The organism is Bartonella bacilliformis Ver097, assembly GCF_000709795.1.
In the GTDB taxonomy this organism is placed as follows: Bacteria; Pseudomonadota; Alphaproteobacteria; order Rhizobiales; family Rhizobiaceae; genus Bartonella; species Bartonella bacilliformis_A.
The window spans coordinates 72,886-98,837 of sequence record NZ_KL503802.1 but is presented as its reverse complement, the minus strand read 5'-3'; the positions used below and the strand labels follow the sequence as shown (position 1 = coordinate 98,837).

Sequence of the window (25,952 nt, the reverse complement as noted above, 5' to 3'; positions counted from 1 at the left end):
AGCTATAGCTTTTTAAGTATTTTTGTTTTGTTAATGTATTTTGGAATTCTACAAAAAAAGTGGTACCAATGATAAAATTTTTGAAACATTTTATTATAGATTGTTTACAAATTATATTGAAGAAAACGCAGTTGAATTCTTTAATCAAGAGGAGCAGTGATAGATAAAATAAGATGATGGATAAGCGGATATAATTTTAAAAATTTGTTCTTGCTCGTAAAGCTGCAGCTAAAGTTCCATCATCAAGATAGTCCAATTCTCCACCTACTGGCACACCATGAGCAAGTCGAGTAATTTTAATTGAAAAGTTGGAAAGTTGATCGGTAATGTAATGAGCTGTTGTTTGTCCTTCAATAGTGGCATTAACGGCGAGAATGATTTCTGTAATTGGGTCTTTAATAACACGGTTGATTAAGGAGGTGATGTTGAGTTCATCGGGGCCTATACCATCCAATGGAGATAATTTTCCACCTAATACATGATAACGTGCTAGTAAAGTTCCTGCGCGCTCGAGAGCCCAGAGATCAGAGATATCTTCCACAACAATAATTGTTCCATTATCACGCCGAGGGTCTATACAAATCGAACATGGATCAGAGGTATCGATATTATCGCAAACAGAACAAATGCGGACTTTATCGACAGCATCTCGTATTGCGGTTCCCAATGGTTCTAAAAGTGTTTCTTTTTTTTTGATAAGGTGAAGTGCAGCACGGCGTGCTGAACGCGGACCAAGTCCTGGTATTCGCGCTAAAAGATGAATAAGACGCTCAATCTCAGGACCTGTAATATGTTTAGCCATGTTATCTGTTATTCCGAAAATTTAAACCAAAATTAATTCATGAAAATGGGAGATTAAAACCTGGTGGAATTGGTAGACCCGCTGTTACACTTTGCGTTTTTTCTGCTATAGCTGTTTCAATTTTTGCTTTAGCTTCATTATGGGCTGCCATGATAAGATCTTCAAGAATTTCAGATTCTTCAGGCTTAATGAGTGCAGGATCAATTTTAACTGCTGATATTGTATTATTGCCATTCAAAGTAATGCTTACAAGTCCACCGCCTGCTGTTCCAGTGACTTGCAGATTGGCCATTTCATCTTGAATTTGCTGCATTTTTGATTGCATTTCTTTAGCTTTTTTCATTATGTTCATCATATCACGCATAACGATTTATTTCCTTCATTCCTCATTCGGGTTATTGTTTTCTTTTTCAAAGCTATCAGGTGTTAAATCAAGCTCATTGTCTTGTCGATTGAGACGAATATCAACAATTTTTGCTCCTGGAAAATAGTTGAGAATTTTTACGATATCAGGATCTGTTTGTGCATCGGAAAAAAGGGCTTTTTGGGCAGCGGCATTTTCTTCTTGTAATGTTGGTTTTCCTCCTTCATTAACCAGAGTTACAGCCCAGTGTTGTCCAGTCCATTGATACAGCATTTTTTTGAGATCACGAGCAAGTGATTGTGGAGCGCCTTCAGCAAGTCTCAATACAATATGTCCTGGTTCAAAAGAAATGGGGTGAACAAATTTTGCGATCAGTAATTTAAAGTGGATATCATGATGCTGTTCAGCTAGGGCAGCGATATCACGCAAAGAATTGATGACGAAAGGGTGTTGCTCTGTTGTTTCCGGTGTTGACGGACGTGATGAAGTCACAGCATTTGGTAAAGATTCAATTATTGAATCAATATCAGAAATTTCTTCTGTCTTAAAAGAGTCTGCGCTTTTAGGAGTTTGACACTCTAATGGTTTTGATGATTGTGAAGAAAGGTCAGGTTTATTGTCTAAGGGTGTTGTGAGATTGCGTTGGTTTTGTTGTGAGTTTGAGCTTTGTGAAGCAGAATGCATATGTGCAGTTTTTGCCTCTATTGTGTTGTTGATGTTTTTCGTTTCTTGATAAGAAAGATTTTGTGTGAGTTGTGTTAAAGTTTCATCAAGCGTTGGTAAATCAGTAGCGTGAGTGAGACGAATTAACAACATCTCAGCAGCTTGAAGAGGACGTGCTGCTTGGTTGATTTCTTGCAGGCCTTTGAGCAACATTTGCCAAGTGCGAGAAAGAACGCGGATAGAAAGTTTTTGAGAAAAATCTAAGCTGCGTAAGCGTTCATCCTCTGTCAAAGATAAATCTTCAGTTGTTTCTGGTATCACGCGCAATCGTGTAACCAGATGATTAAAGTTAGCCAATTCTACTAATACAGAAAAAGGATCAGCACCTGCATCGTATTGACTGCGTAGTTCGTGCAATGCACTAACAATATCTCCTTTCATGACATAGTCAAAGAGGTCGATAATACGTGCCTGATCTGCTAATCCTAACATTGTGCGCACAGCAGTGGCATTGATTTTGCCATTGCTATGAGCGATTGCTTGATCAAAAATGGATAATGCATCACGTACAGATCCTTCTGCAGCACGGGCAATTATTGATAATGCTTGTTCTTGAACTTCAACTTTTTCGTGTTGAGCAATTTTATGCAAATGTGCTATCAGAGCAGATGATTCAACACGTCGTAAGTCAAAACGCTGACAGCGAGAAAGAATCGTAATAGGAACTTTGCGAATTTCTGTTGTTGCAAAAATAAATTTTACGTGTGGTGGTGGTTCTTCCAGTGTTTTCAATAAGCCATTAAATGCTTGTGTTGAAAGCATATGCACTTCGTCAATAATATAAACTTTATAGCGTGCAGAAACAGGGCAGTAACGTATTTGTTCAATAATCTCACGAATGTTATCAATGCCAGTATGCGAAGCAGCATCCATTTCTATAACATCGATGTGACGGCCTTCGATGATTTGTGTACAGTGTTCACCGAGTGTATTAAACACCGTTGTCGGTTTGCTAATATCTTTTGTTTCGTAGTTGAGTGCTCGTGCTAAAATGCGGGCTGTTGTCGTTTTTCCTACACCACGAATTCCTGTCAATATCCACGCTTGCGCAATACGTCCTGATTCAAAGGCGTTAGTAAGGGTGCGAACCATTGTTTCTTGACCAATGAGGTCAGAAAAATTTTGAGGCCGATATTTACGAGCGAGAACGCGATAAGGTGTTGCTGTCGGCATATTGTTCATCAATGGTTCCAGTTTTAAAGGCTTTTTTGAGTATATCTCAATAATATAAATATACCGATTAAAGAGAATATTCTCATATAAAAAAACTTTTTATCAAATCAATTTCTTTTCTAAGATAATGGAAGTATTTATTTGAGAATATCCAAAATTTCTCAGCTTATTAAAACAGCATAACCATAAAAAGATTTAAGATACTGTATTAATCAAAAAATAAGTATATAGTTGATTTGATAAGGTAGGAAGCTGACACAATGACCCGTACCAGAACTCGTTGGGGCTGCTTCTTTCCAGATCTGACCCGGTTGGCGAGCGGTTCGTCCACTTGCAGCCTCCCAGTTTCATATTGTCGATTTATGACCAAAAATCAAGCTAAGAAACAAAAAATATGGCAAGAATAATTGAAAAGCTTTCCTTTGTTTAATTTTTTATTTGAAATAAAAGGCACTAACTTCTTCCAGTGTTTCGTTGCTATTTTTGTTACGCTTGGGCGATACAGAGAATACAAAAACTTTTAGTTTAGAACAGGCCATTATTTTGTTAGCATGTAATTTTCAAATAATTCAACTAAAGGAGAAAATATTATCAATCTCTATGAGGGAAACTGGTTATGAGCTCAGAAATGATAAATGTTCAACTTGTTGAATAATCCATTCAATGTGCAATTATTACTGAATATATATAAGAAACACAAAATTTAAGAAACAGGAATGGTCATTCCATTTTTATGCTAAAATCTTGCGTACTTTTTCAAGGTCATGGTGTGTATCGACACCTAAGAGAGCTGTATCAACAATTTCTACATCAATACGCATATTATTTTCTAATGCACGTAATTGTTCAAGTTTTTCACGTTGTTCGAGGGTGGATGGTTTAAGTGATACGAATTTTTCAAGCGCTTCGCGTCGATAGGCGTATAGCCCAATATGATGATAAAGAGGGCCATTGCCATAAGGAGCTGTTGCACGGGTAAAATAGAGTGCGCGGAGGCGATTTTGAACAATCGGTGTGCCAATAATTTTGACAATATTAGGATTGCTTTTTTCATTATCTTCAATAATCTCAGCACCCAAGGTTGCAATATCTGTTAAGTTGTTTTTTAAGGGCCGTAAAACATTAATAAGAGCCTCGGGTGTAACCGTTGGCAAGTCACCTTGTACATTTAAAATAACATTGTAACGTTGTTTAGGATCAATGCGGGTTAAAGCTTCATGAATACGATCAGATCCCGACTGATGATGAGTGTGCGTCATAATATATTCATGGCCGTAAGCTGTAACGGTTTGAGCAATTGCATCATGATCTGTTGCAATGATGGTAGGTCCTAGTGCAGCTTCTTTTGCTCGTTCTGCAACATGAACAATCATTGGTTTCCCAGAGATTTCAGCAAGAACTTTTTCTGGAAGACGGGTTGATCCCATACGGGCAGGAATAAGAATGAGTGGTTTAAGAGCCATTGCAAAAGTTCCAAATGCTTTAGTTTGATATTCCTGTACTATTGTAAAGGATAATGAAAAAGCTTAAACTTAAAGTGATGTAAAAATATGAACGTTAAATTTAATGAATCGATTGATATTCGCTTGTTGCATTTGTGTTTGTTTGTTAGTGCCAATTATTTTGGTAGGGATTTTCTTTATTTACGATGTCGTTAATAGTGATTCTAAACAGATTCAAGAGTCCCATAACATTGAGAATAATAAAACGATTCAAGAAACACAACATATGTCTTATTTTCCTCTATTATTGAGTAATCGCCTTCAACAAGGAAATTTTGAAAATGGGCGTAAGCTTTTTCGTCAATGCGCTATATGCCATGCATCTGAACGTGATGGAGCCAATCGTATTGGTCCACCGCTTTGGGGGGTAGTCGATCGACCTTTCGCAGTTATGAAAGGTTTTACATATTCAAAGGCATTACGGGAAAATTTTGATAAGAAATGGGATTTTGTTACTCTAGATCGTTATCTTCAATCGCCTCGTAAAGAAATTCCAGGAACAACAATGTCTTTTCGTGGGGTCAAAAATGATCAAGATCGTGCTGATCTTTTGCTTTATTTGCGCAGTTTATCTGATCATCCTGTTCCTTTATTAGGTCATGAAAATGGTGAACAAAATTAGTTTATGTTAACAATGTTTAATTTAAGAGCATGTCTAGAAAGTTTTTTTGTTATTTGGGCTGCACAGATTTATTAAAAGGTTTTTTATCAACGTACTATTTTAGAGAGTCAATTTGATGCAATTTTGTCAAAAGGTGAAAACAAAAAGATGCTAGCCTATATTCTGCGGCGTTTTTTGCTGATTATACCAACACTTATCGGAATTTTAACGGTAACGTTTATCATTATCCAATTTACGCCTGGTGGGCCTATTGAAAATATTATTGCTCAATTGCAAGGGATGGGTGGTGATGCTGCGGAACGAATAGCTGGGGGTAGTGATATTGGTCTTTCTTCCGAAGTTGTGTTGGATGGCTCTTATGTTGAATCATCTGCTCATGGGGAGTTTAAATATCGTGGTGCACAAGGGTTGGATCCAGAATTTATTGCCAAGCTCGAACAGCAATTTGGTTTTGATAAGCCGCCTTTAGAACGTTATTTGACAATGCTTGGTAACTATTTGCGTTTTGATTTTGGAGAGTCTTATACACAAGGACGCTCGGTTATTGCACTTATTAAAGATGCTTTACCTGTCTCTCTTTCTTTAGGTTTTTGGCATTTGTTAATTTCTTATGCTATTTCTATACCACTGGGAATTCGTAAAGCTCTCAAAGAAGGATCTTCTTTTGATATTTGGACAAGTGCTATTATTGTTATTGGTTATGCGATTCCGAATTTTCTCTTTGGTATTTTTTTATTAGTTTTCTTTGCTGGTGGGTCTTTTTTTGATTGGTTCCCACTGAGCCATTTGACTTCTGATAATTTCGATCAATTATCTTTTGGAGGAAAAATATTAGATTATCTACATCATTTGGCTTTACCATTGACAGCGATGATTATTTCTTCTTTTGCAACAACGACCTTACTAACAAAAAATTGTTTTCTGGAAGAAATTCGCCAACAATATGTCATTACAGCTCGTGCAAAGGGATTGAGTGAGCGCTCGATTCTTTATGGTCATGTTTTTCGTAACGCTATATTAATTGTGGCAGCTGGTTTTCCTGCAGCTTTTATGGGATCATTTTTTAGTGGGTCTTTATTGATTGAAATGCTTTATTCATTAAATGGTATGGGGTTTTTGAGTTATACTTCTATTGTTAATCGTGATTACTCTGTTGTATTTTCTACCCTTTATATTTTTTCGCTGATTGGTCTTATTGTTAGTCTCATTTCTGATATCATTCATATGCTGATTGATCCACGCATTGACTTTGATAAAAGGGAGTTATGATGGGTGTGATGGAAAAGACACAGCCTTGTAAAGTGTATACCTCTAAATTAGAGAAACGGCCCTTTTTGTCTCCTTTGAATGCACGTCGTTGGCGTAATTTCAAACAAAATCGTCGGGGTTTTTGGTCTCTGTGGCTTTTTTTATTTTTGTGTTTGTGTTCTTTTTCAGCAGAATTTATTGCCAATGACCGTCCCATTATCGCTTCTTATAAAGGGGAATTACTCTTTCCTGTTTTGTTTGATTATCCTGATGAAAAATTTGGTGGAAGTTTGGCTGTAGCAGATTTTCGTGATCCTTTAATTCAAAGTGAAATTGCAAAATATGGTTGGGCAGTGTGGCCACTGGTTCGTTATTCTTATAATACGATAGTTGGTAATAAAACTACAGCATTAGCGCTCCCTTTTTGGTTAGAAAGTAAAGAAAAACGGTGTATCAATTATTCACAAGGGAGTTCTGATCCAGATTGTACAATAAGCCGGTGGAACTGGCTTGGAACAGATGACTTGACACGTGATATTTTTGCACGGGTTTTATATGGTTTTCGATTATCAATAATTTTCAGTATTCTTCTGACAGCTATTTCTACTTTTATTGGAGTTGTTGCAGGAGCAGTTCAAGGTTATTTTGGTGGTTGGGTGGATTTAATATTTCAGCGTTTCATTGAAATATGGTCTTCTGTGCCTTCACTTTATTTAGTTATTATCATGGCTGCAGTTTTGACACAGGGATTTTGGATCTTACTAGGAGTTATGCTTCTTTTCCAATGGGTAGCATTGGTTGGTGTTGTTCGCGCTGAATTTTTACGTGCGCGCAATTTTACCTATATTTCTGCTGCACGTGCTTTAGGGGTTCCTAGTCGCATTATTATGACGCGTCATTTGTTACCAAATGCTATGGTTGCTGCTTTAACTTACATGCCGTTTTTATTGACATCGGGTATTTCATTGTTAACTTCACTTGATTATTTGGGGTTCGGTCTTCCTCCTGGTTATCCCTCTTTGGGTGAGTTGATGCGGCAGGCTACGACCAATTTAAATGCGCCCTGGATTGGAATTACAGGTTTTGTTGTTATTGCTGTTATGTTATCGTTATTGGCCTTTATTGGTGAAGCTGTGCGAGATGCTTTTGATCCAAGAAAGACACTACAATGACAGAGTTGCTTTCAGTTCGTAATCTATCGGTAGCATTTGGTGTCGCGGAAGAGAAAAAATATATTGTTCAAGACATTTCTTTCAATATTAAAAAAGGTGAAATCGTTGCGTTAGTTGGGGAATCAGGATCGGGAAAATCAATAACGGCAATGTCTATTTTGCAGTTATTGCCTTTTTTGAAAAAGCTTCACCAGTCGGGTAAAATTCTCTTTAATAATCAAAATTTAATGGGTCAGAGAGAAGAGGATTTGCGTAAAGTTCGTGGCAAAGATATTGCCATGATTTTTCAGGAGCCGATGGTTTCTCTGAATCCTTTGCATACTGTGGAACGTCAAATAGGTGAAGTTCTGGAGATACATTCATACATATTTGGTGAACAATTGCGTGCACGTGTTGTTGATTTACTAACACAGGTTGGTATTCATGAGCCGCAAAAACGTCTAAGTTCATTTCCTCATCAATTATCAGGCGGACAAAGACAGCGTGTAATGATTGCGATGGCGCTTGCAAATAGTCCACAATTGTTGATTGCGGATGAGCCAACAACTGCGCTTGATGTGACTGTTCAAGCACAAATTCTTGAGTTGCTCGTGGAACTTAAAAAAAATTGTAATATGTCAATGCTTTTTATTACTCACGATTTAGCTATTGTGCGTCGCTTTGCAGATCGCGTCTATGTAATGAAAGAAGGAAAAATTGTTGAGGATGGCCCAACAAATGAACTGTTTAAAAATCCTCAGCATCCCTATACAAGGCAGTTGTTATCAGCAGAACCTAAAGGTCATTCTCTACAAGCAGATGAGCATGCTCCCATTTTGATGCAAGGTAAGAAAATACGTGTTTGGTTTCCAATTAAAAAGGGATTATTACGGCGGACAGTTGATTATGTAAAGGCTGTTCAGGATGTCGATATTACTATTCGTGCTGGTCAAACGCTTGGTGTTGTAGGTGAATCGGGTTCAGGAAAAACCACATTGGGGCTTGCATTGATACGGATGTTGGCTTCTGAAGGTCATATTAATTTTGATGGTATTGACATTAGTAAGTTTACTTTTAAGAAGATGTGTCCTTTGCGTCGTCATATCCAGATTGTTTTTCAAGATCCTTTTGGCTCACTTTCACCGCGTATGTCTGTGAGTGAAATCATTGCTGAAGGGTTATCCATTCATGAACCCAAGCTTTCCTATTTTGAGCGCAATGATCGTGTGGTCGAAGCGTTGTGTGAAGTTGATTTAGATCCTTCTATACGAGATCGTTATCCCCATGAATTTTCTGGTGGACAAAGGCAGAGAATTGCTCTTGCACGTGCAATTATTCTTAAGCCGCGCTTTGTTATGTTTGATGAACCAACATCATCTTTAGATATGAGTGCACAAGCACAAATTATTGATCTTTTACGTCGTCTGCAACAAAAGTATTGTTTGGGTTATCTGTTTATTAGTCATGATTTGAAAGTTGTTAAGACACTTGCTCATGAAGTGGTTGTGATGCGTCATGGGAAAATAGTTGAATATGATTTTGCGGATCGCATTTTTTCATGCCCTCAAAATTCCTATACGCACAATTTAATGGCTGCTGCATTTTCTTGAGAAGTTGGCCGTTTGTAGAAAATTGTATCAAATTTTGCTGATAGTCCATTATAGAGAAGGATTTTTCCTATTAAGGGATCTCCAATATTTGTAATAAGTTTAATGGCTTCCATTGCTTGTAGGGTGCCTATAACGCCTGGTAAAGTCCCAATGATTCCAGCTTCAGCACATGTGGGTATTGTGTTGGCATCTGGTGGGTTAGGAAATAAATCGCGATAATGAGGATTATTGTCTCTATAGGGTATAAGCACTGTTAACGAGCCTTCAAATCGGTTTATAGCACCACTTATTAGAGGCTTAGCTAAGAGAGCAGCATAGTCAGCAAGCAAATAGCGTGTTGAAAAATTATCGCTACCATCGATAATTATGTGATAAGCACTAAGCAATTTATCTACATTACTTTCATCTAAGTGTAGATTATGTTTTTCAACTGTAACATGGGGGTTTATTGCCTTTATAGTAGTTTCAGCACTGACAGTTTTATATTGGTGAAGTGTATTGGTTGTATGGATAATTTGACGATGTAAATTAGAAAGTGAAACGATGTCATCATCAACAATTCCAAGCGTCCCAACGCCTACTGCAGCAAGATAGGTTAGAACGGAGGAACCAAGACCGCCTGCACCGATAACAAGAACGCGGGCTGCTTTGAGTTTTTGTTGTCCTGTTCCACCAATTTCAGGCAAAATAATATGGCGTGCGTAACGCTCAATTTCTTCTTTGCTAAATTTTTCGTCAATTTTTTGTGTCATGAGCTTTCTCCTGTCATAGTCTTTATTATCGTTTAATAAGTTTATGGCTTATTAAACTGATCTGCTTTTAGTGATAGGAGGTTTTATTGATGAAAATTGCTCTTCAAATGGATCATATTTCGACGATTCAAATTCAAGGAGATACCACGTTTGCACTTGCTTTGGCAGCACAAGAACGTGGACACCATCTTTTTCATTATACACCGGATCGTTTATTTATGCATAATGGCTGTGTTATTGCATGGTTAGAGCCATTAACTGTGCGTGATAAAGAGAGAGATCATTATCAATTAGGAGAGCCTGTGCGTACAGAATTAATGGAAATGGATGTGATTCTTTTACGCCAAGATCCACCTTTTGATATGCATTATATCACGACAACTCATCTGCTAGAACGCATTCATCCTAAAACTCTGGTTGTGAATGATCCGGTATGGGTGCGTAATAGTCCCGAGAAGATTTTTGTTACGGAATTTTCTGATTTGATGCCAGAAACATTAATTACAAAAGATATTGAAGAAGTGAACGCATTTAGAGCAACAGTTGGTGATATTATTATTAAACCGCTCTATGGTAATGGAGGAGCGGGTGTTTTTTATCTGAAACAGGATGATCGCAATTTGACATCGCTCTTGGAAATTTTTGAAAAAAGTTATCGTGAACCTTTTATTGTTCAGCGTTATTTGGATGGGGTTCGGAAAGGTGATAAACGTATTATCTTACTTGATGGCATGCCTGTTGGGGCGATTAATCGGGTTCCAGAAGAAATGGATATTCGTTCTAATATGCATGTTGGAGGTCGAGCAGAAAATACTGATTTGACTGAACGCGATCATGAAATTTGTGCACGCATTGGTTCAGTTTTGCGGGAACGTGGTTTTTTTCTTGTAGGAATTGATGTGATTGGGGATTATATAACGGAAATTAATGTTACTTCTCCTACAGGAATTCGTGAAATTAAACGCTTTGGTGGTGCACATATAGCTTCTCTTTTTTGGGATATAGTTGAATCCAAACGTTCAAGTTAAATTTGTTTGAATAGATGGCTAAAATGTGATTTGGTTATAAAGTAAAAAACATTTTTTGATTGTGTGGTATACTGCAGATTGTAAACGAGCATTTAAGTTGTTTCAATGATACTAAAAAAGGCCTTTTAACATTGGGGAATTTATAGATGAGTAAATTATCATCGGTTGGAGTCGGACTGATTTTCATGGTTACATCGTTGGTTGATGTTAGCAATGCTCGCGATCGAATTCAAATTGCAGGTTCATCTACAGTTTTGCCTTATGTAAAAATTGTTGCTGAGACATTTGGAGAAGTTTATCCTAATTTTAAGATTCCAGTTGTTGAATCAGGTGGTTCAGGTGCTGGTATTAAAGAATTTTGTCGTGGTATTGGAAAGAGTACAATTGATATTGTAAATACTTCACGTGCAATGAAACCAAGTGAGTTACGATCTTGTTTTAGTGCTGGTGTAAAAGATGTTGAGGAGATTCGCATCGGGTATGATGGGATTGTTTTTGCAACAGATATTAATGGTCCTGATTGGAAATTACGACCAGTAGATATTTATAAAGCTCTTGCTGCTCAGGTTGTGGTGAATGGAAAATTGCAGCCAAATAAGGTAAGAAAATGGAGTGCAATTAATAATGCTCTTCCTGATTGGGTGATTGCGGTTTATATCCCTGGTGAAAAACATGGAACACGTGAAGTTTTTGAAGAAAAATTGCTCATTGAAGGCTGTAAGGACAGCGGAGCCGTTAAGGCGATGAAGGCTTTAGGGATGAATGATAAAGAGATCAATGCTGCATGTATTGCTGTGCGTAAGGATGGGAAGGCTATTGATATTGATGGAGATTATTCGGAAACATTTGCTCGTCTAACCTCCCATAAAACAGGTATTGGTGTTTTTAGTTGGTCTTTTTATGAAAATAATGCTGACAAAATTAAGGTTGTACATATTAATAATGTTGAACCAAGCACTGAAACAATTTTCAGTGGTCAATATCCGGTTTCGCGTCCACTTTTCTTTTATGTTAAAAAAGCGCATTTAGGCATTGTACCAGGTTTATGGGAATATGTTGACTTTTTTCTTTCTGAGGAAATGATTGGTCCAAATGGTCCATTAGCTGAATATGGTTTGGTTATTGCTCCTGAAAAAGAACAGCAAGAACAACGAGCTTCTTTTTCTGCGAATACAGTGATGACTTTGAAGTGATTTTCTGAGTTTTGATATATAGATTCTTCTGTGTTGCTTTTTTGTAAACATTAAAAGATAATATGCCCGTGTTTCTGGTTATTGCACTGCTACTAATTTTTGGTTGTATAGGCTTTTGCATTTCTTATATGCGAGCTTCTCGTCTTGAGTCGACAGGACTCAAAATGCATTCTCGTGCACATTATTATGGTTGGTGGACATTTGTAATGATTGTTATCCCAGCCCTTGTTTTTTTGATATGTTGGCATAGTGGGAGTTTAGTTTACTTAGAATATAGTGCTTTGCAGGAAGTTGAGGCTGTAGAAGAATCTATAACAGAAACTGTTAATCGTGATATTGTTTGGACGACTATTTGTAGTTTAGTTAGAATTATGCCCAATTCTGAGGGGATTTTGTCTATTGCTTCTTATGGAGATGTGCGGACACAATTGTTAGCGAAGGGATTTGTTTTACCCGTAGATGCACCGGAATATGTGTTGCGGATAGCAAAGTCGTGGTACTTTTCTTCTGAAAAATTGCAATTTATAGGGCGTATTTTACTTTTTATTATTGCGTTTAGTGGCTTTGTCTTTGGAGTGATGCATGTTGCTCCACATCAACGTGTGCGCAATAAAGTTGAGCGTTTAGTTATTATTGGATTGTTTTGTGCATCTGCGATGACGGTGTTAATAACAATCGGCATTGTAGCTTCCATGTTTTTTCAGACGATTAGTTTTTTTCAATTTGTGCCATTTTCAAATTTCTTTTTTGGGACGGTTTGGGATCCCCGTTTTTCAGCTAGTGGTTCTGGGGATGAGATTGGACAATTTGGTTTAATACCGTTACTTGCGGGCACATTTTATATTGCGTTTGTGGCAATGATTTTTTCTGTTCCTGTTGGGTTATTTGCTGCTATTTATATGGCTGAATATGCTTCTAGTAAATTGCGGTCAATTGTAAAACCACTATTGGAAGTACTTGCTGGTATTCCAACAATTGTTTATGGCTTTTTTGCTTTGATGGTTGTTGGACCTTTTTTGCGTGATCTCTCTATTGCTTTTTCTGGTGGAACTGGTTTTATCATGGCCCAAAGCGTTCTAACTGCTGGTCTAGTGATGGGAATTATGCTCATCCCATTTGTTTCATCTTTATCAGATGATATTATTACTGCTGTTCCGCATTCTTTGCGTGAAGGTTCCTATGGCCTAGGAGCAACGCAATCTGAAACGATTAAAAAAGTTGTTATACCAGCAGCACTTCCTGGGATTGTGGGAGCCATTTTGTTGACAGCATCACGTGCAATTGGAGAAACAATGATTGTTGTTTTAGCAGCAGGTGTTGCAGCGAATTTGACTCTTAATCCATTTGCAGCAATGACAACAATGACAGTTAAAATTGTTAATCAATTGACTGGTGATCTTGAGTTTAATTCACCACAAACTCTGGTAGCTTTTGCTCTAGGGATGACGCTTTTTGTTTTTACTCTTTTGATGAATATTTTTGCTCTTTACATAGTGCGTAAATATCGAAAGCACTACGAATGAAAGGGTATTCTCTCTCTCATCGCCGAAATATTGGCCTAAAACGTCGCTATTGGGCTGAGTGTCGTTTTCGTGCTTATGGTTTAATCGCCATTTTTATTGGTTTGTCCTTTTTGGCTATTCTTTTATGGTCTGTGATCAGTCGAGGTTATACAGCTTTTTTTCAAAGTGAAATGGCATTATCGGTTTATTTGGACGAGAAAATAATTGATCCAAATGGACAACGTATGATTAATCCCAAAATATTAATGACTGCCAATTATCCGCTTCTTGTAAGCAATGCTTTAGCTACAAAACTTGGAGTAGATCACAATGATCAGGCATTGATGCGTAATGTTAGCCGCATGTTTTCTCATGGTATACGTGTTCAGTTGCGTGATATGATTATAAAGAATCCAAATCTGATTGGAACAACACAAAAAATTAAAGTTTTAGCGGCAGCAGACATTGACTCAGCTTATAAAGGGCAGATTGATCTTCATGTCACAGGAAAAAATCGCAAAATTTTTAATCAAAGAATAGAGTGGATGAAGCATTTAACGGATGATGGTACACTTTATCAGGCATTTAATTACGGTTTTTTTACATTGGGTGCATCAAGTCGCCCTGAGACCTCAGGATTAGGTGTCGCCATCATGGGCTCTCTTTTTATGATGATTATTGTTTTAATGGGTTCATTGCCTATTGGTATGGCAACAGCTATTTATCTTGAAGAATATGGGCACAAAAATAAATTGACAGATTTGATAGAGGTTAATATCAATAATCTTGCTGCGGTTCCTTCGATTATTTTTGGTCTTTTAGGGCTTTCTATTTTTATTAATGTGTGTGGGATGCCGCGTTCAGCATCTTTTGTAGGTGGGCTTGTTTTAACTCTTATGACATTGCCAACAATTATTATTGCCACCCGTTCTGCTTTGCGGGCTGTTCCATTTTCTATTCGTGCAGCAGCTTTAGGGTTGGGAGCATCAAAGACGCAAATGGTTTTTCATCATGTTGTTCCTTTAGCTGCGCCTGGTATTCTGACTGGTACAATTATTGGTTTAGCCCAGGCGTTAGGAGAAACAGCTCCTTTACTTTTGGTTGGGATGGTTGCTTTTGTTGCGAATGTTCCTACCACGCCGATGGATCCAGCAACTGCTTTGCCTGTTCAAATTTTTATGTGGGCTGGTGAAGCAGAACGAGCTTTTATTGAAAAGACATCGGGTGCTATTATTGTATTAATGATTTTTCTTGCTGTTATGAATATTGCAGTTGTTCTTTTGCGGCGACGATTTGAGCGGCGTTGGTAATTTAAAGAAAGTTTGTATATTAAAATAAGGTTAGGTCTGTCATGAAGATCAAAATGCGCGGTCAAGATGTGAAAGTTTTTTATGGAGGAAAAGAAGCACTTCATGGCATTACTCTTGATATCTTAAAACATCAAGTGACTGCGTTAATTGGCCCTTCAGGCTGCGGGAAATCAACTTTTTTACGTTGTTTTAACCGTATGAATGATATCATTGAGGGCGCTAAAGTAACGGGTCTTGTTACTTTAGATGATGAGAATATCTATGATTCTCAAATTGATGTTGTCGAATTGCGCACACGTGTTGGGATGGTCTTTCAAAAACCCAATCCTTTTCCAAAATCTATTTTTGAAAATGTTGCTTATGGGCCAAGGATTCATGGTTTAGTAAAATCCCGTGCTGAATTGCATGATATGGTTGAAAAAAGTTTGATACAGGCTGGATTATTTGAAGAAGTGAAAGATCGCCTTCATGGGGCAGGGACGAGTTTGTCAGGAGGGCAGCAACAACGTTTATGTATTGCGCGTGCTATTGCGGTGAATCCTGAAGTGATCTTGATGGATGAACCATGTTCGGCTCTTGATCCAATTGCAACAGCACGTATTGAAGAACTTATTGATGCGTTACGGGAAAATTATACAATCGTTATTGTAACACATTCAATGCAACAAGCTGCACGTGTTTCGCAATATACGGCTATGTTTCATTTGGGGCATCTAGTAGAAGTTGGTGAAACTGAAATGATGTTTACCTCACCGAAAGAGGAGCGTACGCAAGATTATATTACAGGGCGTTTCGGGTAAGTCGAATTGAGGAGTATAGGATATGTCTATGAGTCATACCGTCCGTTCTTATGATGTAGAGTTAAAATATTTAGCAGAAAAAATTGTAGAGATGGGTGATTATGCAGAGAGAATGATTGGATGTTCTTTGGCATCGATTGTTTCTGATGATCTTCAGCTTGCTGCTAAGGTGATTTCTGATGATTTATTTTTAGATGAGGCAGAACGTGATATTAATGAAAAAGCAATGACGATTATTTGTAAACGTCAACCGATGGCTGTTGATTTGCGTGAAATTGTTGGTGCTATTCGTATTTCTTCTGATCTTGAACGGATTGGGGATATGGCAAAAAACATCGCTAAGCGAGCGGTTGCTATTTCAGAAATACGTCAACCAGCTGCTTTTTACCGTGGGCTTGAAGCGATTACAGCTTTAGCACTCAATCAGCTGAAAGAAGTGTTAGACGCTTATACACATCGATTATTGGATCGCACTGATGCGGTACGTGACCGTGATAATAAAATTGACGCTTTATATACATCTCTTTTTCGGGAGCTTTTGACTTATATGATGGAGGATATGCGTAATATTACAGTTTGTACGCATTTGCTTTTTTGTGCAAAAAGTGTTGAGCGAATTGGAGATCATGTTACTAATATCGCTGAAACACTGCATTATATTATAACAGGTCATTATATGTCTTTTGATCGTCCTCGTGATGATCTTACGTATGAAGTTGGAGTGAAAGATAAGAAAATAGATTAAGTGCTAATCTTAAAAGAAAATGAAAGTGGGCAAAAGAGTATTTCAGACATTAATAGTTGCTTCGGCTATTAAGAATAGAATGATTAATTAAATACGCATCATTCGGGTAATGAAATATTCTTTAGATTAAGATTTTCTTATTATTTTTTATATATTAGTTTTCCCTGATGACTCTACGTATTAAAATCTTCTGAAAAGCTAATCATTAGCGATATATATTTCTTCAATCTACATTTAGAGTTTATCCTCGTTTTATTGTTTTTAAAAACATAGGAATTTATTGCATAAGATGAAAAAAAATCGTTGGATTATGATTGTTGCACTTTCTTTATTATCGTTGATTACAGCGGGTTGCTCTGCAAATTACTTGGGTATAAAAAAGGTAGATGATAATAAAGAAGCTAAGGAGACTGTATATCCACTGACAGAACGCCAATGTTTGATGCGTGCAATGTATTTTGAATCCAATCGTTCAAGCCGTGAGGGAATGATTGCTGTTGGCACGGTTGTTATGAATCGTGTTAATTCAACGGCTTATCCAAAGACAATTTGTGGTGTTGTTGGTCAGCGCAAACAATTTGCTCCTGGTGTGTTAACGCGTCCTATGACTGAGCGGGCGTCTGTTGCTCGTGTTAAAGAAGCAGCAGATGCTGTTTTACGTGGTGAAAGAGATAAAAAAAGTAAAAACGCCATGTTTTTTCATACCGCTGGATTGTCTTTTCCATATAAGAATATGCACTATGTTCGTATAGCAGGGGGAAATGCTTTCTATGAAAAGCGGGCACGTGATGGATCACTCCAGGTTCCTGTTAATGATCGCCCTTATAATGTTGCCGTTGCTTTTGCCCAAGAACATTCTGGCAATATACCAAGCTTTGCCGATTTAGATCTGGACAAGAGAGCAACAGAAAAAAATGAAATTCAAAAAGCATTTTTTTCAATAGAAGTGAAGCAGAAAAATGAAATAGATGCTACTTCTTCTTCTGCTGTTGCGCAATTTAGTGCAATTCCCATTCCTATGCCTGCACCTAATCGTACTGATCGGATGCACGGTAGTCAATTAGTTCAGGTGTATGCTATTCCTTCACAAAGTAAGTTAAATGCAGTTGTTGCAATGTTAGAAGAGCATTATAGAATTCGGTAATTTGATAACCAAAGGGGTATTGTGATGTGCTTTGACATTCATACGAAGACGATTTTTCCTGAAATGCTTGATCGTCTTGCAGAAGTTGCAGTAAAAGTAGGGCTCAATTTACAAAAAGGACAAGATCTCGTTCTGACGGCTCCAGTTGAAACTTTACCTCTGGTACGACGTATTGCTTATCATGCTTATAAAGCTGGCGCTGGTGTTATTACACCAATTTTGGGTGATGAAGCTTTGGTATTGATGCGCTTCGAAAATGCACATGCTGAGAGTTTTGATAGTGCGCCTTCTTGGCTTTACGAGGGAATAGCGAAAGCTTTTGAAAATGGTGCTGCGCGTCTAGCGATTGTTGGTGATAATCCTTCACTTCTTTCTAATCAAGATTTAGATAAAGTAACACGGTTGAATAAGGCTACTTCTATGGCGTATCAACCTGCTCTTAACAAAATATCCAATTTTGCTATTAACTGGTCAATTATTGCTTATCCCACAGTAGGATGGGCTAAGATGATGTTTCCTGATTTGCCAGTTGATGAAGCTATTAAAAAATTAGCTGATGCGATTTTTTCTTCTTCACGCGTTACAGAGGATGATGCAGTGCATGCGTGGAATGCACATAATACAATTTTGAAAAAGCGTTCATTATGGCTCAATGAGCAGCGTTTTTCTGCTTTGCATTTTACAGGGCCCGGTACGGATTTAATCGTTGGTCTAGCTGATGAGCATGAATGGCAAGGGGGAGCTTCTACGGCTCAAAACGGTGTTGTTTGTAATCCTAATATTCCAACTGAAGAAGTGTTTACTACCCCTCATGCTTATAAGGTTGAGGGTTTTGTTCGTTCAACGAAACCACTATCCTATCAAGGAGCACTGATTGATAATATTGAAGTGCGCTTTGAAGCAGGGCGTATTGTTGATGCACGTGCTTCGGTAGGTCAGCAAGTCTTACAACAAGTTTTACAGAGCGATGAAGGTGCGAGTCGATTAGGTGAGGTTGCTCTTGTTCCACATTCTTCACCCATTTCTAAGAGTGGATTACTTTTTTATAATACATTATTTGATGAAAATGCTGCATGCCATATTGCTTTAGGACAGTGTTATTCCAAATGTTTCTTGAGTGGGTCATCGTTGACAGCAGAAGAGATCGCAATGCGTGGTGGTAATAAGAGTATCATTCATATTGATTGGATGATTGGATCAGGTGATATCGATATAGATGGTATTACGCAGGTTGGTACGAGAGTTCCTGTATTTCGTCGAGGAGAGTGGGCTTAACATTGTTATTTTTTTAACAGCACTTGTGTTTGCAAGATAAGGAGATAAATGCCTGAACTTCCTGAGGTAGAAACGGTTCGTCGTGGTCTTGAGCCAGTTTTGACGGGTTCAAGGATTATATCTGTTTCACTGGGCTGTAAAAATCTACGATTTCCTTTTCCAGAATCATTTTCTGAGTGTCTTACAGGTAGAATAATTATAAAACTTAGTCGGCGTGCAAAATATTTATTGTTTCATTTATCACAGAATCAAACGATTGTAAGTCATTTAGGAATGTCAGGATCATGGCATATAGAGGATGATCTTTTAAGGGAAAAGCATTATTCTTCTATGGGTAAATTGGTTGCGCATGATCACTTCATCATGAGTTTTCAAGCAATAAACGGTAAAATGTATCGTCTTATTTATAATGATTCTCGTCGTTTTGGTTTTATGCTTTTAGCAGATACAATGAGACTTTATGAACATCCGCTTTTAAAGAATCTAGGACTTGAACCTATAGGCAATGCGGTTTCTGGAGCTTATTTACAAAAGGCTTTTATCAATAAGAAGACATCTCTTAAAGCTGTTTTGCTTGATCAGTCTATTGTTGCAGGTCTTGGGAATATTTATGTGTGTGAAGCACTTTGGCGCAGTTATTTATCTCCAGAGCGTAGAGCATTGACGTTGGCGTCAAAAAGTGCACATGCGCGCGAATTAGCGAAGTGTTTAGCACAGAGTATATGCGATGTGATTTCTGAAGCGATTTTTTCTGGTGGTTCTTCTTTGCGTGATTATGTTCATATTGATGGATCACTTGGTTATTTTCAACACTGTTTTTCGGTTTATGGGCGAGAAGGAAAAGAATGTTCACGATGTGGTATGCATATTGTGCGTATTGTGCAGTCTGGACGTTCAAGCTTTTATTGTCCACAGTGTCAGAAATAAATAAAGCGTCTTGCAAAATCTTATAATAGGCTTAAAGTAGTTTATGAGTTTTTGCTAGAATTAAGAGGTTTTTTTATGCTTGATAAAGTTTTAACACACCTTGATAAAAATATAGACAAAAGCTTGGAACGTCTTTTTTCGCTTTTGCGTTTTCAGTCAATTTCTACAGATCCAGCTTATAAACATGCATGTCGTCAAACAGCTGATTGGCTGGTGGAAGATTTGAAAACTATTGGTTTTGAGGCTTCATGCCGTGAAACATCAGGTCATCCGATGGTTGTTGCCCATCATCCAGGGCCTTCAGATGATTGTTTGCATGTATTATTTTATGGGCATTATGATGTCCAACCTGTTGATCCATTAAATTTATGGGAAAATGAGCCGTTTGAACCTTCTTTGCAAGAGCGGGATGGAGAAAAGGTTATTTGTGCTCGGGGTGCTTCAGATGATAAAGGCCAGCTTATGACTTTTGTTGAAGCATGTCGTGCATTTAAGGAAGAGACAGGTCAGCTTCCTGTTAAAATTACTATTTTATTTGAAGGTGAAGAAGAAACGGGTTCCCCTTCATTGATTCCTTTTTTAAAAGCAAATGTTGATGAGCTTAGGGCTGATTGTGCGTTAGTTTGTGATACCTCAATGTGGGATGCTAATACACCTTCTATTTCTGTTGGTCTTCGAGGCTTGGTTGGGGAAGAAATCATTATTACGGCAGCTAATCGTGATTTGCATTCCGGTTATTTTGGAGGAGCAGCAGCCAATCCTATTCATATTTTAACCAACATTTTAGCAGGTCTTCATGATGATAATGGGAAGGTAACGCTTCCTGGATTTTATGATGGTGTAGAAGAAACACCTCCACATATTTTACAATCATGGAATGAGCTTGGTTATAATGCAGAAAAATTTCTAAAACCTATAGGCCTTTCTCTTCCTGCTGGTGAAAAGGGGCGTAGTGTTTTAGAACGAGTATGGGCTCGTCCTACAGCTGAAATCAATGGTATTAGTGGGGGCTATGAGGGTGAGGGGTTTAAAACGGTCATTGCTTCTCAAGCGAGTGCAAAAGTTTCTTTTCGTTTAGTACATAGACAAAATCCAGAAAAAATACGTCAAGCTTTTCGCAATTATGTAAGTGGTCTTATACCTGCTGATTGCTCAGTTGTATTTAAGGAGCATGGCTCTTCTCCAGCTATCCAACTCTCTTATGATTCACCTTTTATTGAGGCGGCAAAGGATGCGTTATCACAAGAGTGGGGTAATCCTGCTTTATTGATTGCTATGGGTGGTTCAATTCCAGTTGTTGGTGATTTTCAGTCAATTTTAGATATGGAAGCTATTTTGGTTGGATTTGCATTAGTTGATGATCGTATTCATTCGCCTAATGAAAAATATAATCTAAAGTCATTTCATAAAGGGCAGCGGTCTTGGGCACGTATTCTTACAACTTTAGCAAATAGGAAGATAAATGATAGACATTCGCGTTCATCAAGGTGATTTGCCGAACTTAGATAATTATTGTGTTAATGCTGTTGCAGTTGACACTGAAACTTTAGGACTACAACCGCATCGTGACCGTTTATGTGTTGTGCAGCTTTCTTCTGGGGATGGCACAGCGGACATTATACAGATTGCTAAAGGACAAAATAGTGCTCCCAATTTGGTAAAATTACTTGCAGATAAGGCAATAACTAAAATATTTCATTTTGGGCGTTTTGATCTTGCTATTTTAGAGCATACATTTGGTATTATGCCAGATGCTGTTTTTTGTACGAAGATTGCATCAAAGCTCACTCGCACCTATACTGATCGTCACGGTTTAAAGGAAATTTGTAGCGAATTATTGAATGTTAATATTTCTAAACAGCAACAATCATCGGATTGGGCAGCAGAAACTTTATCGCGTGCACAAATTGAATATGCGGCATCTGATGTTTTATATCTGCATCGTTTAAAAGGTGTACTTGAAGAGCGTTTAAAGCGTGAAGAAAGAGAAGATGTTGCAAAGGCCTGTTTTCAATTTTTACCTGTAAGAGCAAAACTTGATCTTTTAGGATGGCCAGAAATTGATATTTTTGCACATAGTTGAACTTAAAAAAGCTTATTGTACATGCGTAGAGAAAATGGCTTATCAATGTTCTTATGTGTAGGTGTTATGCGTGTCCATTTTTATTAACGTAAACAAAATTACTAAAAAGCATTAATTTTCGCAGAAATTCAAAATCGGTTTCTTTACTTTTTGTTTTCTCAAAGTGGACATCTCCCACTTATGCGTTGATTAACTAAAGTGCTTATCGGTAAACGCCCACTTCCTCTTCTCTCTCTCCAGTACAATTATTTTGAGAAATCATAACACTTAGAGGATTTGTTTCGTCTCCAATTAATTTCAATGTTGCAAAAGAACTAATTTTTAAATTACTTCTTTGAGCTAGTCGCAGTAAAAGCAGTAAAACAAGATTAGGATCTGGTGTTGCTAAGATTTCATTAGTAAACGGGAAAAGATTCAGTGAGGTATTTATTGAAGTAACCTTAAGCCCAGTAGAAAAACGTAAAATTGGAACTGCATGTCTAGCTCTTTTACTACTTGGAGATTATAGGTAATTAACCTATCCAAATTGTTCCAGGAGATGCAGTTAAAAGTGTTCTAATAGAATAAGATATCATTCCGATCTGTAGCTAGATCTGATACTCTCCAATCAAAAGGTAGTAGAATAAAATGCGTTGTTGAAGATGCTATTCTGACAGCTATCATATCATTTGTTTTCGTTGGATTTAGAGGGATCCTATAAAATTGTGGAGCGGTAAGCGTAATGTTATAGATTGGAAAGAATCTCTATCTTAGTGAATGCATCGGATCAGTGTTGGGAGCTATATCAAATTGAAGGAGGAAATTCTAGGTAATATTCTTGAAGTTCGGCAATTATCTGATAAGTTTGCAAGAGACAAAATCCACATATTCCAGCATTTAATGTAGTATCACTTGTCATGGTAGCAATAGCATGAAGTCGTTTGGTTATATTCTTGCTAGCAGATGTATCAATTACACAATATGAGTATTTTAGCTTTAACAAAAAGGGAATTTGCAAAGCAAAGATTTGAAGTTGGCTATTCATCAGATAATAAAATAAGTTAAACTGGTATTGCTTATCAATCTCATTATACATGGGGTTAAATGGTTAAAAGAAGGTTCTATCTTTGATGGAGCCTTTATTTTTATAATTGTATCGTTATTGTGATTTATATAAATCCGTTTTGGATAACTAATCCTGAAGATAGAATCAATGAATATAATATTTATTTATATCATTGTTTTTGATTTTAAATCAAATATTTAACCATATAAATTTGTTTTATTTTTTTGTTTCGTGTTATTTTTTTTATAGATATTTAAGATAAAATATTTTACAAAAAACACGTTTTGTGTAAAATAAAACATGTTTTGGATAATTTATTAAGGAGATAAATCTATGAATGCAAAATATCCTATTGTTGTATCTATTTTTTCTTTGGGTTTAATTACTGCAGCTCAGGGAGAGAATTTTGCAGGTGTTAAAGAGCAGATGCTAGATGCTGATATAACTGTAGAAAATTGTCGCTCTGATCATCAGGAAAGTAACTCTTTAGATCTTGTTTTGAAAAATAGTGCTGATGCTGGTGATTATGAATGGTCACTAACTGATGAACGAATACAAAAGATAAGTTACAGTAAAGGAAAGAATAAGTCTTTCTGGAATTCCCCGCGGAAAAAGAGAAATCCGTTTAGTCGATCTCCGTTTAGCTTTTAATTAGAATAGGGGGCGGCTTTTGTCGTTAGAGGGGGTGTTTTCCTCAAAATGTGTCTATCTTTATATTTATGTAAATTCAAAGCGTTGTGATGTTAGTTTAGTTGAAGGCGGGTGGTTCTACTACTTTCGGAATTAGGCAAATGAAGCAAAAGGATCAGTTATTACGGTATCTGCAGGATGGTTAGTAAAAAGCGAGTTGGTCGTGGAATAGCCAAAATTGGTGAATTTTTTAAGGTGGAGCTCGCAAGTTTATTGTCTTGTAATGAAGTTATTGCGAGATAGGTAATGTTTAAACAAAGTTCACCTCCAAGCGGGTGTTTATATACTAAAAGTAGTGTATTTTTTATATTTAACTTTTAGTTGTATTTTTGCTATAATATCTGGAATGGATTTTTGTAAGGTCTATTTGTAAATGTTATAGAAATGGAGATAGGAGCTATGAATAAAAAAAATATTTTATTGTCGCTATGTGTGGTTGCTTTAAGTTTGCCTTCTTTGGTGCAGGCAGCTGACACTGTAATTATGTCAAAGGCGCAAACAGCACAAAAGGCAATATCCATTGTTGATCATTCTGATCTTTCTTGGGGAGGTTTGTATTTCGGTGTGCAAGTTGGAGGGATATCAGGTAATCTCTCATATCATAAAGCAGCGAGTGGAGAAGATAAAGACAGTTCTGAAAAATTGCCTAAACTTTCAGGTTTCATAGGAGGTCTTTATTTAGGTTCCAATGTTGAACTCGGTGGTGGTTTTGTCGTGGGTGTTGATACAGATATGGTTTGGTCTCATCAAAAATATAAACAACTTAGTGATCCAATACGTGTTGATGACGAAGTATTAAAATTGCATCAGGCGTTAATGAGCTACTATGGCCACAATTTTAATTCTCTTAAAATTGGTGATAAAATTGCTTATAATGTTACTCATAAAGCAAACTGGACTGGCGCTACACGGATACGTCTTGCTTTTTCTTCGGATCGTATGATGCCTTATATTGCGGGGGGTGTTTCTTATACACAGCTTCAAATCACCCCTTGGTTTGAAGTGACTCCAACAAAAGGGGAAGTTTCTTCAATAGACTTTATGAATGATAAGAAGACAATGGTTGGTTACACTCTTGGTGCGGGTTTTGAATTTTTAATGACCGATGATGTTATTCTTCGCACAGAGTATCGTTATTCCGATTTTGGTAAAAAGAACTTTTTGAAAGACACGTCAAAAATTAGCTATAAAACTAGTGATTTGCGTATTGGTGTAGCTTACAAATTTTAATCATTTTTTAATGTTAAGTGAATGAAAGGCCTTACTTTTCGGTAAGGCCTTCGTTTTTTATCTGGAAGTGTCATTTTTACTACAGATATTTTGGGATAAGTAGGTTACATTCTTCATTCTTAACTTACGGAGTATATTATGAATATAAAATGTTTAATGACAGCGTCTGTTTGCGCTTTGATTTCAGCTTCTGCAGCGCAGGCAGCGGATGTTATGATTCCCCAGGAAATATCACCGATTATTTCTGTTCCCACTTTTTCGTGGACAGGTCTTTACCTTGGTGGTCAAATTGGTGGTCTTTCAGGTAAACATGACTTTAAAGCTGTTGGTATAGATTCAGAATGGCCTTTTGCAGATAAAGATCTGAAAGTTTCAGGTTTTGTAGGTGGTTTGTATGCAGGTTCTAATATTGATCTCGGCAGTGGCCTTGTTTTGGGTGTTGATACAGATATTCTTTGGGCTGATAAGGAAGGTAAATTATCTTCCAATCATAAGGCAGAGACTGTAAATGATGAAGATGATTTCAAGCAGATTTTTGATGAGAATAAAATTGAGGTCGCTGAGGGTCAAATTAAGGAACTTACACAGAATTTTTCTCTTAAAGAAAAGTGGGCTGGTGCCACACGGGTACGCATCGGTTTTGGTGCTGACCGTATTATGCCTTATATCACAGGGGGTGTTGCTTACACGCAGGTACAAGCTATTGGTTCAGCTATCTTAAAAGGTGTGAAAGATACTGGTACTGAAGGCGGTGGCGGTACTGAAGGTGATGGTGCTAGCAAAGCAGTACGTGCAGAAGCACTTGATGTACTTGCTTCTGGTACTATAACCGATGAGAAAAAGACAATGCTTGGTTATACCCTTGGTGCTGGTGTTGATTTTGCGATGACCGACAATGTTATTCTGCGTACAGAATATCGTTATTCTGATTTTGGCAAAAAGAAATTTGTAAAAGACGCGATCGAAACAAATTACAAAACCAATGATTTCCGTGTTGGTGTTGCTTACAAATTCTGATTTTTTGTATAATTAA

25 protein-coding genes and 1 other RNA gene are annotated in these 25,952 nt (G+C 37.3%); 18 read left to right on the top strand and 8 right to left on the bottom strand.

Annotation, left to right across the window (positions count from 1 at the left end):
- Positions 1–196: 196 nt before the first annotated feature.
- The 5 genes from recR to H710_RS00375 all read right to left on the bottom strand — a co-directional run bounded on the left by recR (position 197) and on the right by H710_RS00375 (position 4,525).
- Entirely contained in the window at positions 197–802 is a 606-nt protein-coding gene (recR, locus tag H710_RS00390) for a recombination mediator RecR (protein ID WP_041848888.1), read from the bottom strand.
- Positions 803–839: 37 nt separating this feature from the next.
- Positions 840–1,166, bottom strand: a complete 327-nt coding sequence (locus tag H710_RS00385) for a YbaB/EbfC family nucleoid-associated protein (protein ID WP_041848887.1) — start codon at positions 1,164–1,166, stop codon at positions 840–842.
- Between the two features lie 15 nt (positions 1,167–1,181).
- The gene (locus H710_RS00380; protein ID WP_041848886.1) at positions 1,182–3,071 is read right to left on the bottom strand and encodes a DNA polymerase III subunit gamma/tau; all 1,890 of its coding nucleotides are present in this window, start codon (positions 3,069–3,071) and stop codon (positions 1,182–1,184) included.
- Between the two features lie 235 nt (positions 3,072–3,306).
- Positions 3,307–3,404, bottom strand: an RNA gene (gene ffs, locus H710_RS06010) — signal recognition particle sRNA small type.
- A 389-nt stretch (positions 3,405–3,793) separates the two neighbouring features.
- A complete protein-coding gene (locus tag H710_RS00375; protein WP_041848885.1) occupies positions 3,794–4,525 on the bottom strand; it encodes a 3-deoxy-manno-octulosonate cytidylyltransferase in 732 nt (243 codons plus the stop codon).
- A gap of 103 nt (positions 4,526–4,628) precedes the next feature.
- Between H710_RS00375 and H710_RS00370 the strand changes: the two genes are divergently transcribed.
- The 4 genes from H710_RS00370 (at position 4,629) to H710_RS00355 (ending at position 9,195) form a co-directional block, all read left to right on the top strand.
- Positions 4,629–5,186: a c-type cytochrome gene (locus H710_RS00370; protein ID WP_041848884.1), complete on the top strand. Its 558-nt coding sequence runs from the start codon at positions 4,629–4,631 to the stop codon at positions 5,184–5,186.
- A gap of 147 nt (positions 5,187–5,333) precedes the next feature.
- Positions 5,334–6,455 carry a microcin C ABC transporter permease YejB gene (locus H710_RS00365; RefSeq protein WP_041848883.1) on the top strand — a complete coding sequence of 374 codons (1,122 nt, stop codon included), beginning with the start codon at positions 5,334–5,336 and terminating at the stop codon, positions 6,453–6,455.
- Positions 6,455–7,606, top strand: coding sequence for an ABC transporter permease (locus H710_RS00360; RefSeq protein ID WP_432416213.1), 1,152 nt, complete (start codon positions 6,455–6,457; stop codon positions 7,604–7,606). The genes H710_RS00365 and H710_RS00360 overlap by 1 nt, the downstream gene beginning before the upstream one ends.
- On the top strand, positions 7,603–9,195 hold the full coding sequence (locus H710_RS00355) for an ABC transporter ATP-binding protein (RefSeq protein ID WP_041848882.1): 1,593 nt from the start codon (positions 7,603–7,605) through the stop codon (positions 9,193–9,195). Before H710_RS00360 ends, H710_RS00355 begins: the two co-directional genes overlap by 4 nt.
- Here H710_RS00355 and H710_RS00350 read toward each other — a convergent pair.
- The gene (locus H710_RS00350) at positions 9,159–9,947 is read right to left on the bottom strand and encodes a molybdopterin-synthase adenylyltransferase MoeB (RefSeq protein WP_041848881.1); all 789 of its coding nucleotides are present in this window, start codon (positions 9,945–9,947) and stop codon (positions 9,159–9,161) included. The genes H710_RS00355 and H710_RS00350 overlap by 37 nt on opposite strands.
- An 89-nt stretch (positions 9,948–10,036) precedes the next feature.
- Here H710_RS00350 and gshB point away from each other — a divergent pair, with 89 nt between their 5' ends.
- The 11 genes from gshB (at position 10,037) to H710_RS00295 (ending at position 21,954) form a co-directional block, all read left to right on the top strand.
- Complete coding sequence (gene gshB, locus H710_RS00345; protein ID WP_041848880.1) at positions 10,037–10,975, top strand: glutathione synthase; 939 nt, start codon at positions 10,037–10,039, stop codon at positions 10,973–10,975.
- Between the two features lie 146 nt (positions 10,976–11,121).
- Positions 11,122–12,168 carry a PstS family phosphate ABC transporter substrate-binding protein gene (locus H710_RS00340; RefSeq protein ID WP_041848879.1) on the top strand — a complete coding sequence of 349 codons (1,047 nt, stop codon included), beginning with the start codon at positions 11,122–11,124 and terminating at the stop codon, positions 12,166–12,168.
- Between the two features lie 62 nt (positions 12,169–12,230).
- On the top strand, positions 12,231–13,691 hold the full coding sequence (pstC, locus tag H710_RS00335) for a phosphate ABC transporter permease subunit PstC (protein WP_041848878.1): 1,461 nt from the start codon (positions 12,231–12,233) through the stop codon (positions 13,689–13,691).
- Positions 13,688–14,980 (top strand): phosphate ABC transporter permease PstA, encoded by a 1,293-nt coding sequence (pstA, locus tag H710_RS00330; protein ID WP_041848877.1) that lies wholly within the window; start codon positions 13,688–13,690, stop codon positions 14,978–14,980. The genes pstC and pstA overlap by 4 nt, the downstream gene beginning before the upstream one ends.
- 41 nt (positions 14,981–15,021) lie before the next feature.
- Positions 15,022–15,780 (top strand): phosphate ABC transporter ATP-binding protein PstB, encoded by a 759-nt coding sequence (gene pstB / locus H710_RS00325; RefSeq protein WP_041848876.1) that lies wholly within the window; start codon positions 15,022–15,024, stop codon positions 15,778–15,780.
- Between the two features lie 22 nt (positions 15,781–15,802).
- Positions 15,803–16,525, top strand: coding sequence for a phosphate signaling complex protein PhoU (phoU, locus tag H710_RS00320; protein ID WP_041848875.1), 723 nt, complete (start codon positions 15,803–15,805; stop codon positions 16,523–16,525).
- 289 nt (positions 16,526–16,814) lie between these two features.
- Positions 16,815–17,669, top strand: a complete 855-nt coding sequence (locus H710_RS00315) for a cell wall hydrolase (RefSeq protein ID WP_041848874.1) — start codon at positions 16,815–16,817, stop codon at positions 17,667–17,669.
- Between the two features lie 24 nt (positions 17,670–17,693).
- Entirely contained in the window at positions 17,694–18,944 is a 1,251-nt protein-coding gene (locus H710_RS00310) for an aminopeptidase (protein ID WP_041848873.1), read from the top strand.
- 48 nt (positions 18,945–18,992) lie between these two features.
- Positions 18,993–19,871 carry a bifunctional DNA-formamidopyrimidine glycosylase/DNA-(apurinic or apyrimidinic site) lyase gene (mutM, locus tag H710_RS00305; protein WP_041848872.1) on the top strand — a complete coding sequence of 293 codons (879 nt, stop codon included), beginning with the start codon at positions 18,993–18,995 and terminating at the stop codon, positions 19,869–19,871.
- Positions 19,872–19,946: 75 nt separating this feature from the next.
- Positions 19,947–21,362: a dipeptidase gene (locus tag H710_RS00300; protein WP_041848871.1), complete on the top strand. Its 1,416-nt coding sequence runs from the start codon at positions 19,947–19,949 to the stop codon at positions 21,360–21,362.
- Positions 21,337–21,954, top strand: coding sequence for a ribonuclease D (locus H710_RS00295; protein WP_196295840.1), 618 nt, complete (start codon positions 21,337–21,339; stop codon positions 21,952–21,954). The genes H710_RS00300 and H710_RS00295 overlap by 26 nt, the downstream gene beginning before the upstream one ends.
- A 202-nt stretch (positions 21,955–22,156) precedes the next feature.
- Here H710_RS00295 and H710_RS06315 read toward each other — a convergent pair whose 3' ends face one another.
- On the bottom strand, positions 22,157–22,384 hold the full coding sequence (locus H710_RS06315) for a hypothetical protein (RefSeq protein ID WP_244875579.1): 228 nt from the start codon (positions 22,382–22,384) through the stop codon (positions 22,157–22,159).
- Positions 22,385–22,738: 354 nt separating this feature from the next.
- Positions 22,739–22,852 carry a DUF1561 family protein gene (locus H710_RS06310; RefSeq protein WP_244875578.1) on the bottom strand — a complete coding sequence of 38 codons (114 nt, stop codon included), beginning with the start codon at positions 22,850–22,852 and terminating at the stop codon, positions 22,739–22,741.
- A 480-nt stretch (positions 22,853–23,332) separates the two neighbouring features.
- Between H710_RS06310 and H710_RS00285 the strand changes: the two genes are divergently transcribed.
- From H710_RS00285 to H710_RS00275, 3 genes are all read left to right on the top strand, one after another.
- Positions 23,333–23,650, top strand: a complete 318-nt coding sequence (locus tag H710_RS00285; RefSeq protein ID WP_041848869.1) for a hypothetical protein — start codon at positions 23,333–23,335, stop codon at positions 23,648–23,650.
- A 438-nt stretch (positions 23,651–24,088) separates the two neighbouring features.
- Positions 24,089–24,919 carry an outer membrane protein gene (locus tag H710_RS00280; protein WP_041848868.1) on the top strand — a complete coding sequence of 277 codons (831 nt, stop codon included), beginning with the start codon at positions 24,089–24,091 and terminating at the stop codon, positions 24,917–24,919.
- Between the two features lie 138 nt (positions 24,920–25,057).
- Positions 25,058–25,936 carry an outer membrane protein gene (locus H710_RS00275; protein WP_041848867.1) on the top strand — a complete coding sequence of 293 codons (879 nt, stop codon included), beginning with the start codon at positions 25,058–25,060 and terminating at the stop codon, positions 25,934–25,936.
- The last annotated feature ends 16 nt before the right edge of the window (positions 25,937–25,952 follow it).